The sequence below is a fragment of the Maricaulis maris MCS10 genome, assembly GCF_000014745.1.
In the GTDB taxonomy this organism is placed as follows: domain Bacteria; phylum Pseudomonadota; class Alphaproteobacteria; order Caulobacterales; family Maricaulaceae; genus Maricaulis; species Maricaulis maris_A.
On record NC_008347.1, the window covers coordinates 383,976 to 397,899 of the forward strand.

Consider the following 13,924-nt stretch of genomic DNA (forward strand, 5'->3'; position numbering starts at 1 on the left):
CCGGGCAGCGCCCGAGCGGCCAACGAATGTCCAACGGCCAGCCAGTTCTGATCTTTCAGGGCGCGGGCGATACGGGCGAGGATCATTCGTCCAGCTCCGCATTGATGAGGGCGAGCAGGGCGCGCGCCTCGTCCTCCCGGGCCAGGATGCTGGCGGTCTGGAACTGCCCGGTTTCCCGACTGGTTCGCAGATAGGCGAGGAAGGCGGGATTGTTGCGGGCGGCGTCGAGCACGGTGTCGATGTCATGGTCGGAGAATAGCGAGAACCCGTGCGCGAACAATACCGGCAGGGCCGCGCTGCGAATGTCCCGGAAGGTGTTCAGATTCCTCTGGAAATCGTCATAACCGGCATAATAGCGCTGGATGGAAGAGCGCAGCTCGCCGGCCTCGATCAGGCGCAGGCTGCCGCCATTGACCAGGCTTTGATATCCCGTACGTCGCCCGGTGACGCCGCGGATCAGGTTGACCCGCGCCAGAAGCATCGGCAGGTCGGCCTCGGTCACGATGGGCAGGAGGGTCGCGTCAACCGTGCCGCCGGGCGCCGTCGACATCGATCGCAACCCGGCCCCGTCATTGGCCTCGGTCAGCAGGTACTCCGCCGCGGCGAGACGCCAGAGGCTGGCATCGCGGGTCAGCTCAATGGCCGTGATGTCGGCCCGGATATCATCGCGAACTTCGTGCAATTGCCGCGTGATCACGTCCTGTTCGGCGCGGTCGGCATTCCAGGCCGTGACCTGAAAGCCGATCACCACACCCAGGATCACGATCACGAATTCGATGCCGACGGCGAGCCAGCTCTGGTCCTTCAGGGCGCGGGCAATGCGGGAGAGGATCATGGCGCGTTTGCCTCCGGGGCTTCGCCGGGCATTGCTGCGAGCACGTCACGTGCCCGTTCCAGCGTGCCCTCATGCCAGACCCGGTTGACCAGGTTGGCGCGGGTGGTGAGGCGGGCGGCCGTGTAGACCCCGGCCGACTGGCGTATCTCCGCTAGGGCGGCATAGAGGTGTGGTGGCAGGCTGTCGGGGTCATTCGAGGCGTAGGCCTGAACCTCCAGAAGCAGGCCGGCATTATCGGTGATCAATCGTGCCAGAGAGGCATAGGCCAGTTCCTGGCGCCGCACCTGCTCGTCAAACTCGACCAATGCCTCGCGCAGGGCTTCGGAACGGATCAGCCGCATCTCGCCGGAGGCCACCAGTTCGGCATAGGTCGCTGAGCGTCCATTGGGCACCGGCGTGCCGATGGCGTTTTGCAGGCCGATGAAGAATTCCAGATCGCTGACCTCGCTTTGATCCTGACGCAAAAGGGCCTCGAACGCCTCGCCGGCCTCGATACGGGCATCCAGCTGTTCGATGACGGTTGCCGTGCGCGTTTCGATCTCGGTGAAGTCGGCTTGTAGCCGCTCCAGGATCAGGACTTCACGCTGATGCTCGATCCGGGTCTCGTTCCAGGCGGAAATCTGAAAGCCGATCACCACGCCGGCCAGCACGATGATGAATTCGACGATGACGGCGAACCAGTTCTGGGTCCGCAGCGCCTGGGTGATGGAGGAGAGGATCATGGCGAGGTCTCCGGAGCGGGCACGGGCGAGGGCTGGCCCAATTCTTCCGCCAGTGAGGTGCGAAGCTGGTCGACCTCGTTCTTCAGCACGCGCAGAAAAAGGGCGGCCGAGCGGTTCAGATAGATTGCAAAGGCCAGATTGTTGGCCAGCTCGATATCGTCCGGGGTGAAACTGTCAGCCAGGTTGACCGAGTCCACGCCCAGACCATCCATCGTGACGCGAAGATGGGGACGCAGTGTGGCGACGATACCGACCTGCTGGTCCTTGATCTGGTCGATGACGCCGTGGGCATCGGCCTCGACCAGCGGCAGGTTGGCGAGTTCTGCGCGCAGAGCCTCATTGCGGATGAGGCCGAGCCGGCCGCTGGAGATCAGCTCGTGCAGCGCCGCCGACTGGATCTGGACTTCCGAAACACGCGTGATGGCCAGAAGCGCGAACGTATCGCGCGCCATCGTCTCGCGGTCGCCGGCATCGAAGGCGGCCAGAAAGCGTTCCGCCTGCTCGCGCGCATCATCAAGATCGCCGTTGGCATCGTCCAGCTCGTCGCTGATAACCTCGAACTCACTGAAGAGCCGTTCCAGATAAGCCTGCTCCAGCCCCCGTTCCTGACGCGCCTCATTCCAGGCCGAGACCTGGAAACCGACCACCACACCGGCGATGACGATGATGAATTCAAGGCTGACGGCGAGCCAGTTCTGGTCGCGCAGGGCCTGGGTGATGCGGGAAAGGATCATGGCGCGGCCTCATGTTCGATACCCAGCTCCGCATCGACCGCCGCGTGAAGCGAGCGGAAACTCTCATTGGGGCCTTCCAGAACCGCGCGCATGAAGTAGACCGACTTGGAAATATTGTCCGCCAGCTCGTTGAGGAAACGCGGGTCTGATCTCATGCCTGCACCGTCGCATCGCGCCGAGCCGTCGAAAAGCGGGTTCCAGTCCTGCGGATCGTCCGGGTAGTTGAAACGGAAATATTGCGGGTGTCTGGCCGACAGGTTGTAGATCACGTGATTGATCGCCGTGTCGATCTCTGCAGACCAGCCATTGCTCAGAAAATGTTGGGTGATCGCCTCCCGCACGGGCAAGGGCCGGATGAGGTCGAGCTCGCCGGTTGAAAGCAGCTCGGTCAGGATGGGAATGTCGAGCGACGGCGAGTTGAAGACATGCGATTGCGCCAGGGCATTGCATTGGGCCGCAGTCAGCTCGCCTTCGCGGTCCCCGAACAGTATGGCGCTGGCGGAAATCAGCAGGTCGCGGTTTCCCGCACGGTCGGCCGCCCAGTCCCAACGGTCCGAGCTGACGTTTTCGAGGTCCGAATGCAAGCGCTCGAGCAATGCAGCCTCTTCGGCCCTGGCCTCGATTGTGGCGCGCCAGTCCGTGACCTGGAAACCGATCACCACGCCCGCAATCACGATGACAAACTCGATGGCCACGGCGAACCAGTTCTGTTCGCGGATGGCCTTTGTGATGCGGGCTAGGATCATGGCGCGTCTCCTTCATCCGGGACGGCACTGTCGAGCAGGTTTCGCCAGTAGGTCTGGCCGCGCACTTCGACGCTGGTCTCGATCGCCCGATGCCGGATCAGCGGCAGGATGGAGGGCGTGTTGCGCAGATGATCGGCGATTGCCTCGATCGCCGCGTCATGTCCGTCGATCTCGCAGGGACGGTCCAGCAGGTTGTCCAGAGATGCGTAGTCACCAAGGCTCAGCCCATCGGGTGTCTCCGCACAATTGTTCGCCAGAAAGTCGTAGAGGGGCCGGTCGGCCAGTTGGAAGAAGGCTTGTCGATAGGGACGATCCGGGGCCATCAGAGTCATTTGCTCAAGCGTCGTGTCGTAATACTCAACGGCAACGTCAATGAGGGCGCGATCATTGATGAGATTGATGCCGCCGGTTGCGACAAGCTCGTCATAGGTGGCGCGGATGATGGTGAAATTGATCATCTGGGTTGCCCGAAAGGCCGCGATGACCAGGGCTTCATCATCGATCTCGTGGCGACCTTCCAGCGCGTCGACGACTGTCTGGGCGTGGTCCGAGACCTCGGCGTTGTAGGCCCGGATCGCCGCGATGCGCCATTGCTCATTGCGCATGTCCTGGATCAGGCGTTCGGTCAGGACTTCGGCGCGCGCTACAGCCTGGCGCTGGTCATTCCAGGCGGAAATCTGGAAACCGATCACCACGCCGAGGATGACGATGACAAACTCGATGGCGACGGCGAGCCAGTTCTGGTCTCGCAGGGCCTTTGTGATGCGGGCGAGGATCATGGCGCGGGCCCGGCGGTTTCCGGCCGGTCAATGCGCTTGGCGCGAACCACGAAGAAAAAGCCCAGCGAGCCGATATAGCTGACGGCCAGAAGGATGGAGATCATGACGGGCATGGCCCCCATGCCGGCGCCGCCCGGCCCGGCCGGTCCGAGCCAGGCGAGGTCGGCCGACTGGCTGGCGGTTTCATGGATGTGCACGCCCAGGGCGGCAAAGTCGGAAAAGGCGAAGAGCACGCCCGATCCGGTCAACACGGCGCCGATCGTGTAGAGCACGAGAAAGAGAGCCGCGACCCAGCGCTCCATGCGGTGGGCGAGGAAGAAGGACGCGGTCAGCATGGCGAAGACCAGCGCCATGAAATTGGAAAAGATGAAATTGGCGGTGTTGAGATATTCCGAGAACAGCAGCGCGAGTTCGAAATCAGACATTGTCACCGCCTCCCCAGCCGGTAGAGCGGTATCCAAGCCCATTTCACCGATTGGCAAAAGGGGAAACCGGACCGATCGCGTCCCGCTCAGGCCGGGCCGGAGGCATTGTCTTGCGCGTAGAGTGCTTCCAGCGTTGCGACGACCGGGTCGCGAACGATCTGGGCAGCGCTGAAATGGAAGACGCGGGCAATATCGGACCCTTCGACCAGGTCGATCAGGTGGGCGAGGCCGGACGGGCCTTCATCCTTCAGCTCGACATGGCTCGGATCACCGGTCAGCACGATGCGGGAATTCTGACCGAGGCGGGTGACCGCCATCCGGGTCCTTTGAATATTCATGTTCTGCGCTTCGTCGACGATGACATAGGCATTCTGGAAAGTCCGGCCGCGCATCCGCCCGACCGGCATGATTTCGAGCCGGCGGGCCTCCTGCAACCGTTTCAGCTCTTCCGGGCCGACCAGGTCGGTGAGCTCGTCCTCGATGGCGGCGAACTGGCCGTCATAAGCGGTATCCGTCCGTGTCTGCGCCGTGACCACTTCACCGCGCTCGAAGACATGCGGGCGGGCGATGACGAGATGACGGAATTTGCCGTCTTCCAGCAGGTTGAGGCCGGCAGCGAGCGCCAGATGGGTCTTGCCGGTCCCGGTCGGTCCGGCGCCAATGACGACTGGCGGTGACTTGGCCAGCAGCGCGCTCATGAAGGCGTGCTGCATGACGGTTTTGGGTCGCACGGCATTGCGCAGACCGGGCACACGGAAGGCCAGGCCGCGTTCCAGGGCCTGTCGCAGGCTGGCTGCAATGGCGTCGGCTGCCCAGATATGGTCCGGCGAGGCGCCGTCCTGACTGGCTTCGGCGGCGGTCTGCACGACTTCCTGCAGCATCTGGACCGCCGCCTCGTCGCCGGCCAGATCCAGACGGTTTCCGGTCAGGTGCAGGGTCGCATGATAGGGGGCCAGCTCGGGCACGAGCCGGGCCAGTACTTCAGCGCCCGCTGACCGGATCTGCCCGGCGAAGGCGTTGGACAGGTCCAGCGAGGCGCGGAACGTCTGGTCAGGGTCGGTGGTCGGTCTTGTGGTCATTGTCTCACCCATCTTTCAGCGCGAATTCGAGACCGAAGAGCGGTGGCCAGGGGAAGCCGGCCGCCTCCATCTGGGCCTGAAAATTCGGCGTGGCTTCGATATCGAACGGGGCCCCGCACTTGCAGCCCACGACGGCCAGCATCAGCGGCAGACCGCGGGTGGGGCGGGCGTCGATCAGTGCAGCCGCGGCGTTGGCGCCCTCCCGGTTGCCGATCAGCGCATTGACTATGAGGCGGGTGCCAAGCGGCAGATCGGGATCGGCCAAGGCTTCCGCGGCGAGCCGGTTGGCGGTTTCGCCGTCATTGAAATAGGACGCCTGGGAAATCTCGAAGAGGCGTACGCTGACCGGATCCTCTTCACGCCAGGCAGCAAGATCAGCCTCGCTGGTGCGGCGACCGAGAGCTAGATTCAGGTTGGGTCGAAGGAAGGCGTTCACATAATTGTTGGCTTCCAGAAATTCGACATGCGCCACCGCTTCCTCCGCGCGTCCGGCGTGCATCATGATGGTCGCCGTCAGCAACCGGGTCTGGTGAGCCAGCGGATCGCATCGCAGATGTCGGAGATCATTGTCGATAAAGTCGTCGAACCGGCTGGCCAGCAAGGCCAGATTGGTTGCCCAGTTACTGTCCAGGCAGCGCGTCTGGTCGAAGATCTGGTCGGTGACCTCGGCTGCGTCGGTCCAGTCGTCGGAGAAGAAGATCTGCTCGCCGCGAGCCAGCAACAATCGATCCGGATCGTCGGCATTGGCATTGGCCGCTGCGATCAGGCGTTCAGCCTCGGCAGCGAGCGCGGCGTACTCCGCTGCCTGGAAGGTGCCGGGTTCGACCAGCAGCTCCACCATCGCGTGGGCGTAATAGTCGCCTTGAAGCAGGTAGGCCTGGGACAGGGTGGGATCGAGCTCGGTGGCCCGCTCGAAATAGGGTTCCGCCTCGATCATGCGGGACGCGTCAATAAAGTGATGTCGGGCCATGATTTCATAGCCGCGCTGATAGGCGATGAAGGCCTCGACATTGCCACTGCCGGACTGCCGCAACCGCTCGCGCAAGCGGTCGTCCAGCGCCACGCCCATCAAGGCGGCGATATTCTCGGCGATGTCTTCCTGGATGCCGAACACATCGTCCAGCACCCGGTCATAGGTGCCCGACCACAAATGCACATCATCCGAGGCGCGTATCAGCTGCACGGTCACGCGCACCTGGTTGCCCGAGCGCCGCACGGACCCTTCGACGACATGGGCGACACCGAGTTGGGCCGCGATCTCGCCGATCGAGGGCAGGTCGTCCCCACGAAACTGGAAAGCCGAGGTGCGTGACGTCACCAGCAGGTCGGGCAGAGCGGCCAGCGAGTTGAGGATTTCCTCGGTCAGCCCGTCGGCGAAGAAACGGTCTTCCTCCGCGGTCGAGAAGGCGGCAAAGGGAATAACCGCGACCGAGCGGGCGTCGAGCGGCACGGTCGCTGGTGCGGCGGCTGTCGGGGCCTGTCGGGACGGCATGAATTGCGACCCGACGACCAGTGCGGCGACCAGTGCCAGCCCGCCCAGTATGGCGAAATCGATCCGGCGACCGGTCTGCGGCGCAATACTTTCGCCCTCCGGCACGGCGGCGGTCGGGCGCATGCCCTCCGGCGTCATCTCGAACGCCCAGGCCAGCAGCAGCGCGACGGGCAATCCCAGTGCCAACAGGACGATGACCAGCGTATCGGTCCAGCCGGGCAGGTTCAGCGGCGCCTCGATGAGTGTCGTCACCTGGATCAGCAGCCAGCCGACCACCAGATAGGCGGCGGCGACGCGGAACACATTGCGACGGCGGAGTTCTGTGAGGAATTGGTTCATGGCAGGTCGGGATCCTCGATCCAGCCGCATTCGAAATCGTCTGCGCCAATCGGGCGGCATTGCGGGGGAAAGCCGTTGGCCCGCCAGTAAGCCGGGAGGCCCAAGTCGATGAGGACCTGTCGCCGCGTGATCTGAAATCTGTCACGGGTTGCGGTCCGGAAGCGCTCCGGTACGAGCGGACTCCACACTTCCGCGTGACTGTAAACCGTCTGGCCGGCGACCCAGAAGTCGAATACGACGCGCTGATAACCCTCCAGCGAGCCGTGCAGGGCGACGTAGGACTGACGGCTCATCGCCTCCAGCTCGGCATCGGTCGCGTCGAGGTCGGTGTAGTAGCGATAGAGTGCTTCGGTCAGATGAGGCGTGTCTGCAACCGCAGTCATATAGGCGATGAAATAGAGACCGGCCTGGTCGTTGCCCAGGGCGAAATAAGCCGGGGCTACGACGGACAAAAGGGACTCTTGCCCGGCCACCATGCCCTCGGCAAACAGCTCTGTCGCGCGACGGGTGTTGCCGCGGTAGAGCTCGGCAAAGGCGAGATATCGCCGACAGATATGATAAGCCGGATCGATATCCAGACAGGTCTGGTAGTCGGCCGCGGCGGCATCGAACTGTCCGACATTCAAAGATATGCCGCCGCGAAAATACCAGACGTTCGCGGTTTCCGGTTCGCGTTCGACCGCGGCATTGGCCTGCGCCATGGCGGCCTCCCAGTCAGCCGAGGCGGCGAGCAGGTTGGATCGGATCGAGTAGGGCAGTGCGAGGGCGGGGTTCAGTTCTGTAGCGCGGTCAGCCGCATCCTGGGCAAGGGCGATGAAGTCGCGGTCCATGTCCCGTGTGTCGATCCAGCTGGGTGTGACCGAATTGAAGGCGGCCAACAGCGCCCAGGCCCGGGCAAAGCGCGGGTCGACGGTGACCGCGCGTTCGAGCAGCGAGATGCCTTCCAGCACATTGTCCGAGGACCGGGCGAAGAAGATTGCCTGAGCCTGCAGGAACAGGTCATAGGCATCAAGATCGCCGGTGTCAGATTCGATGGCGACGCTTTCCAACCCGTCAAGATCCAGCGCTTGCGAGAGCGCCTGGACGATCTCGTTGGCAATATCATCCTGGATGGCGAAGACGTTCTCCGCGGTGAGCGGGCGGTCAAACGTGTCGGACCAGAGATGACGGTCGCCTTCGGAATCGATCAGCTGCGCGGTGATGCGAAGCTGGTCGCCGGACTTGCGTACCGAGCCCTCCACAACATGGCGGACATTCAAGGCGCGAGCGATATCCGGGATGCCCGTGGTGTCGCCGCGAAACTGGAAGGCAGAGGTGCGCGAGGCGACATGCAGCCCGTCGACCCGGGTCAGGACATTGAGGATTTCCTCGGCCATGCCATCGCCGAAATAGGCCTGGTCACCCGCCGGCGAGAGGTCGGCGAAGGGCAGGACGGCGACCGAGGCATCGGCCGGCGCCTGAATTATGGCTTCACCGGAGGAAGCTTCGATCGGGGCGGAATCCGGGCGGGTCACGAGCTGGAATCCGGTCATGGCGATCACAACAGCCAGCAGGCCGATGATGACGAAATCCGTTCCGCCGAGCGGGCGGAATCCGGTGGGGCTTTCGGCGGTTTGCGTCGGGCGCATGCCCTCCGGCGTCATCTCGAACGCCCACGCCAGCAGCAGCGCGACGGGTAGGCCAAGGGCCAGCAGGAAAAAGACGAGCGTGTCGGTCCAGTCGGGCAGGTGCAGAGCCGGTTTGGCGACCGAGGTCACCTGGATCAGCAACCAGCCGACCACCAGATAGGCGGCGGCGACGCGGAAGACATTGCGACGGCGAAGTTCTGTGAGGAAGGCGTTCATGCGCCGCCCATCGCTTTCGCGACATCCAATGCACTGGGCAAGCTGTTGATCATGATGGCGCAATCCCCCCTGGATTGAGCCGCACACTGCACCAAAACCCCTGATTACAAAAGCGGGACCACGATACTAGCCGTCCCGGATCGCAGGGCGGGCGCCCGTCAGGGCTGACGGACGCCCGGTTTGCGCTCCCGAGCGGCCGGGTCAGGCGCGGTGCGGCAGGAGTTTGCGGTTGCGCAGCAGGGCGGCGGAGATCAGGCTGACCAGCACGCCGATCGGGAAGATCTCGATGAAGGTCATCGGCAGGCGGAACCACCAATTGCCATACATCTCCATCATGGCGGTCATCTCGTCGCGGAAGGCCGCCAGTTCCGCAGCGGTCGCGCCGGCGGCTTCGCGGGCGGCGATCTGGCCGCTGAGATAAGCCTCCATGAAGGCGCGGTCGGTGGCGTTGAAATAGATCTCCCAGGCGACGACGTAGAAAACACCGGCCAGGGCGGCAACGCCAAGGCCCAGCGCCAGGGCCGGCCAGAAACGGATCACCCCGCCCAGATTGATGTCGCGATGGCGTTTGATGGCGACGAAGATGATGGACAGCGACAGCAACATGCCCAGATAGCCGATGGCTTCCGAGCCAACGCCGTCGGACCCGGCCAGCAGCGTCATGCCGAGGATCAGGAAGAGGGCGACAAGGCTGCCGGCGATGCTGCCGAAAACGAGAATGATGCGGGTCATGATGTCGATATCGCCCGGTCGGGCGCCTCCTTGTTTGATGGACCGGTCCAGACTGCCGGTCCCGCGCCGGGCGTCGTCACCCCGATGGGTGATTGTGACGAAATCACCCGTTTGACCGGGCCTGGGGGGCGGTGGCATCGCCCGCCGCGGGGATCAGGCGCAGATCGCGCGCGGTCTCGATTGCCTGGATGCGGCTGGTGACGTCGAGCTTGTCGAACAGGCGGGCGATATGGGTCTTCACCGTGTTGGGCGAGACGCCAAGCGTGCGGGCGAGTTCCTTGTTGCTCTCACCGCTGACCAGCGCCTCCAGCACGTCCAGTTCGCGCGGGGTGATGGCGAGGCTTTTCAGCGCCGCCTCATTGCGCACAAAGGGCGCCGGGGGCGCCTGGCGGGTGAGCCGCATCCCGACCCAGACGCCCAGCCCGGCGAAGGCGGCGCCGATCAGGCCGATCATGATTTCGAGCGGGATCGTCCGGGCCCAAAACCGGTATTGCAGCCATTCCAGCGCGAAGGCCCCGAGCGCCAGCACGACGGCATAGAGGAGGGCGGGTCGCCAGACACCGCGTATGCCTGCAGGGTCAGTCACAGGTAAAGTCATCAGCGCCGACCGGCCGGCAGATATCCGGGAAACCATGCTCGCGCCAATAGTCGAGCGTGCCGCTGGACCGGATCAATTGGTGGAAGGTCGGCGTCTGCCGGTAGCGTGACGCGATCGGCTGCCAGATCGACCCCGGCCAGACCGGAAGGTCTTCCGCGCCGAGCGGCATGAGCAAGAGCGATAACATCAAGGCGGGGTGGTCACGGTCGCCTGGCGGCATGTGGTCGAGCGCTTCGCGCAGCAGTTCTGAATGGTCGGCATCGGGGGTCTGATAGGCATCGTAAATATCCCCGACGCGCTGAAAGCCCGGCAATACCCAGGGATGATTGGCCGAAATCAGGAAGGCGAGCCGTTCGTCTTTCTCCGCCAGAACCGCGAAGTTGATCCAATTAGGGTTGCTCAGCCCGTTGGCCAGATTGGCCTCCATAGCCGCCAATGCTTCGTCCGTCCGGCCCATGACCGCCAAGGTGTCGTAGTAATTTTCGGCGCATGCTCCGTACCGCGCCTCGATCTGCACGCAGGTCTGGAAGCTTGACAGCGCACCGTCCAGATCGCCGATAAAGAGCCGGCCCATGCCCAGCCAATTCTGGATTGTGGCGTCGTGGGGATTGAGCGCTGCCGCTCGATTCAGGTCCGTGAGAACCGAGCCAATGTCGCCCGGCTCGCGCTGGAATATCATCCGCTGCGATTGATGGCTGGCCCGAACCGCGATGGCAAGCGCATTGTCTGGATCCAGCGCCAGGGTTTGCCGGGCATAGCTTTCGGTCAGGGCCGCCTGGTCCACCCCGGCTTCGGGGCTATAGCCATGGGACTCCCGCACATTTGAAATTGCTGCCCGCAAGGCCCAGGCTGCTGTGAAATCCGGCGACTGCCCGACGGCCTGCGCCAGCAGGTCGGCGGCGACGTCGAGATCGGTGCGGCGATGGAAAAGGTCGCGCGCCTGAAGATAGAGGTCATAGGCATCGACATTGTCCGTCAGCGGTGCGACCGCAATTTCGGGCGCTTGAATGTCCAGAACCTCGCTGAGGGCGCGGACGATGGCATTGGCGATCTCGTCCTGGATGGCGAACAGGTTTTCCGCCGTCAGCGACTGGTCATAGGTCTGGGACCACAAGTGCACATCGGTCCGGGCATCGATCAGCTGGGCGGTGATGCGGATCGTGTTTCCCGAACGACGGACAGACCCTTCCAGCACGTGGCGAACCCGCAGCCGTTCTGCGATCTCGGGCACGCCCATCGTATCACTGCGATACTGGAAGGCCGAGGTCCGCGAGGTGACGTCCAGCCCTTCGATCCGGACCAGGACATTGAGGATCTCCTCGGAAATCCCGTCCGAGAAATATTGCTGGTCACCGGCCGGCGAGAGATCGAGAAAGGGCAGGACCGCGATCGAATTGTCACTGGGGATGTCGTCGGCAATCGCGCCTGCGTCCGCTGTCGGCATTTCCGATTGGCCGGGCCGGGTCAGCATCTGGCTGCCTGCGATTACGGCGACGATGACCAATGCGCCGATCAGCGCATAGTCGGGCATGCCCGCGGCCGGGACCTGGCTGGCCTCGTCCGCCGACCCGGTTCGCTTCAGCCCGTCCGGTGAGAGCTCGAACGCCCAGGCGATGAAGAGGATGACGGGAAAGCCGGCGAGCAACAGGACCAGGGCGAGGCTGTCGGCCCAACCGGGCAGGCCCGCAGCACCGCCGATGGTCGCGACGATCTGCATGATGAGCCAGGCGACGACCAGATAGGCCGCGGCCACGCGGAACACGCTGCGACGACGCAGTTCGGCAAGCAAATCCAACATTTATCCCGATTTCCCCCGGCGCTTGCGTCGCATCCTGACCATATTGCCCGATTAGGCAAGCAGATGCGGGATCCGGCCAAGCCGGAGCCTCGGGTCAAGAAAAAGCCCCGCCTGGGGAGGCGGGGCGATAGTTCAAGGCAAGACTGCCGGGTTGGCGCGTCAGTCCTGCTCGTGGAGCCAGGCTGCGTGCTTGGGCGCGCGCTTGGTCTGGCTCCATTCCTCGATCATCGCCGGGGCGACGCGCTTGAGTTCGGCCATCTGCTCGTCAGTGCCGGTATTGGCGGCGAGTTCCAGACGGTGGCCATTCGGGTCGAAGAAATAGATCGACTTGAAGATGCCGTGATTGACCGGGCCGAGCACATCCAGGCCTTGTGCCTCGATATGGGCCTTGGAGGCCAGGAGCGCGTCCATGTCCTCGACTTCAAAGGCGATGTGCTGGACCCATTCCGGCGTATTCCCGTCGCGGCCCATTTCCGGCGAATTGGGCAGTTCGAAGAAGGCCAGGACATTGCCCATGCCGGCGTCCAGGAAGACGTGCATGTAGGGGTCCGGCGCCTTGGTCGAGGGGACTTCATTCTCGGCAATGGCGAGTTTGAAATCCATGCCCATGACACGCTGGTAGAACTCGACCGTCTCTTTCGCGTCCTTGCAGCGATAGGCGACGTGGTGGATGCGCTTGATGTTGACGGACATGGCGTCCTCCTACTCGGCTGCGTTGATGACGCCGCGTTCGATCTGGTCGCGTTCGATGGATTCGAACAGGGCCTTGAAATTGCCCTCGCCGAAACCTTCGTCTTCCTTGCGCTGGATGAACTCGAAGAAGATCGGACCGATCGCCTTGCCGGAGAAGATCTGCAGCAGCAGGCGAGGCTGGCCGCCTTCGGTGGTGCCGTCGAGCAGGATGCCGCGCTTCTTGAACTCTTCGGTCGGTTCGCCATGGCCCGGCAGACGATCTTCCAGCATTGCATAATAGGTTTCCGGCGGCGCGGTCATGAACTCGGTGCCGGCCTTTTTCAGGCGGTCCCAGCATTCAATGAGATTGTCGCAGGAGAAGGCGATGTGCTGGATGCCTTCGCCCTTGTACTCGCGCAGATATTCCTCGATCTGGCCGACCGCGTCGGATTTCTCTTCATTCAGCGGGATGCGGATCAGGCCGTCCGGTGCCGTCATGGCGCGGGAGACCAGGCCGGTATATTCGCCCTTGATGTCGAAATAGCGGATTTCGCGGAAGTTGAAGAGGTCCTCGTAATACTTGGCCCAATAGTCCATCCGGCCCTTGTAGACATTGTGCGTCAGGTGATCGATCACGTTGAAGCCGCAGCCTTCGGGGTGGATGTCGACGCCGTCTAGATAGTTGAAGTCGATATCATAGATCGACTTGCCGTCCTCGAAACGGTCGATCAGGTAGACCGAGGCACCACCAATGCCCTTGACCGCCGGGATGACCAGCTCGGAGATGCCCGGCTCGGTCATGACCGGCTCGGCGCCGCGCTCGAGGCATTCGTCATAGGCCTGGGCCGCGTCCTTGACCCGGAAGCCCATGCCGCAGGCCGAGGGCCCATGTTCCTTGGCGAAGAAGGCGGCTTGAGTGTCTGGCTCGTAATTGATCAGGAAATTGATCCCGCCCTGGCGCCACAGCTCGACATCCTTGGAGCGGTGATTGGCGATATGGGTGAAGCCCATGGCCTGGAAGACCGGCTCGATCACGCCACGTTCCGGCGCAGTGAACTCAACAAACTCGAAACCGCAAAGTCCCATCGGGTTTTCAAACAGGTCGGCCATGTCTTGTCTCCAGCGAAGG

Annotated in this window: 14 protein-coding genes; all 14 read right to left on the reverse strand. The window is 63.3% G+C overall.

What is annotated here, in order from left to right:
• Positions 1–82: 82 nt before the first annotated feature.
• Entirely contained in the window at positions 83–835 is a 753-nt protein-coding gene (locus MMAR10_RS01660) for a hypothetical protein (RefSeq protein ID WP_011642263.1), read from the reverse strand.
• Entirely contained in the window at positions 832–1,557 is a 726-nt protein-coding gene (locus tag MMAR10_RS01665; RefSeq protein WP_011642264.1) for a hypothetical protein, read from the reverse strand. The genes MMAR10_RS01660 and MMAR10_RS01665 overlap by 4 nt, the downstream gene beginning before the upstream one ends.
• A complete protein-coding gene (locus MMAR10_RS01670; RefSeq protein WP_011642265.1) occupies positions 1,554–2,291 on the reverse strand; it encodes a hypothetical protein in 738 nt (245 codons plus the stop codon). Before MMAR10_RS01670 ends, MMAR10_RS01665 begins: the two co-directional genes overlap by 4 nt.
• Positions 2,288–3,037 carry a hypothetical protein gene (locus MMAR10_RS01675; protein ID WP_011642266.1) on the reverse strand — a complete coding sequence of 250 codons (750 nt, stop codon included), beginning with the start codon at positions 3,035–3,037 and terminating at the stop codon, positions 2,288–2,290. Before MMAR10_RS01675 ends, MMAR10_RS01670 begins: the two co-directional genes overlap by 4 nt.
• A complete protein-coding gene (locus MMAR10_RS01680) occupies positions 3,034–3,816 on the reverse strand; it encodes a hypothetical protein (protein WP_011642267.1) in 783 nt (260 codons plus the stop codon). The genes MMAR10_RS01675 and MMAR10_RS01680 overlap by 4 nt, the downstream gene beginning before the upstream one ends.
• A complete protein-coding gene (locus MMAR10_RS01685) occupies positions 3,813–4,241 on the reverse strand; it encodes a hypothetical protein (protein WP_011642268.1) in 429 nt (142 codons plus the stop codon). Before MMAR10_RS01685 ends, MMAR10_RS01680 begins: the two co-directional genes overlap by 4 nt.
• A gap of 86 nt (positions 4,242–4,327) precedes the next feature.
• On the reverse strand, positions 4,328–5,320 hold the full coding sequence (locus tag MMAR10_RS15925) for a PhoH family protein (RefSeq protein ID WP_011642269.1): 993 nt from the start codon (positions 5,318–5,320) through the stop codon (positions 4,328–4,330).
• A gap of 4 nt (positions 5,321–5,324) precedes the next feature.
• Positions 5,325–7,151, reverse strand: a complete 1,827-nt coding sequence (locus MMAR10_RS15930; protein ID WP_011642270.1) for a hypothetical protein — start codon at positions 7,149–7,151, stop codon at positions 5,325–5,327.
• Positions 7,148–8,995, reverse strand: coding sequence for a tetratricopeptide repeat protein (locus MMAR10_RS01700; protein ID WP_041636683.1), 1,848 nt, complete (start codon positions 8,993–8,995; stop codon positions 7,148–7,150). Before MMAR10_RS01700 ends, MMAR10_RS15930 begins: the two co-directional genes overlap by 4 nt.
• A 201-nt stretch (positions 8,996–9,196) precedes the next feature.
• Positions 9,197–9,727, reverse strand: coding sequence for a DUF4199 domain-containing protein (locus MMAR10_RS01705; RefSeq protein WP_011642272.1), 531 nt, complete (start codon positions 9,725–9,727; stop codon positions 9,197–9,199).
• A 103-nt stretch (positions 9,728–9,830) separates the two neighbouring features.
• Positions 9,831–10,313: a helix-turn-helix transcriptional regulator gene (locus MMAR10_RS01710; protein ID WP_233353852.1), complete on the reverse strand. Its 483-nt coding sequence runs from the start codon at positions 10,311–10,313 to the stop codon at positions 9,831–9,833.
• A complete protein-coding gene (locus MMAR10_RS01715; RefSeq protein WP_011642274.1) occupies positions 10,306–12,123 on the reverse strand; it encodes a tetratricopeptide repeat protein in 1,818 nt (605 codons plus the stop codon). The genes MMAR10_RS01710 and MMAR10_RS01715 overlap by 8 nt, the downstream gene beginning before the upstream one ends.
• A 159-nt stretch (positions 12,124–12,282) precedes the next feature.
• Positions 12,283–12,816, reverse strand: a complete 534-nt coding sequence (locus MMAR10_RS01720; protein ID WP_011642275.1) for a VOC family protein — start codon at positions 12,814–12,816, stop codon at positions 12,283–12,285.
• A 9-nt stretch (positions 12,817–12,825) separates the two neighbouring features.
• Positions 12,826–13,905 (reverse strand): 4-hydroxyphenylpyruvate dioxygenase, encoded by a 1,080-nt coding sequence (hppD, locus tag MMAR10_RS01725; protein ID WP_011642276.1) that lies wholly within the window; start codon positions 13,903–13,905, stop codon positions 12,826–12,828.
• Positions 13,906–13,924: the final 19 nt, after the last annotated feature.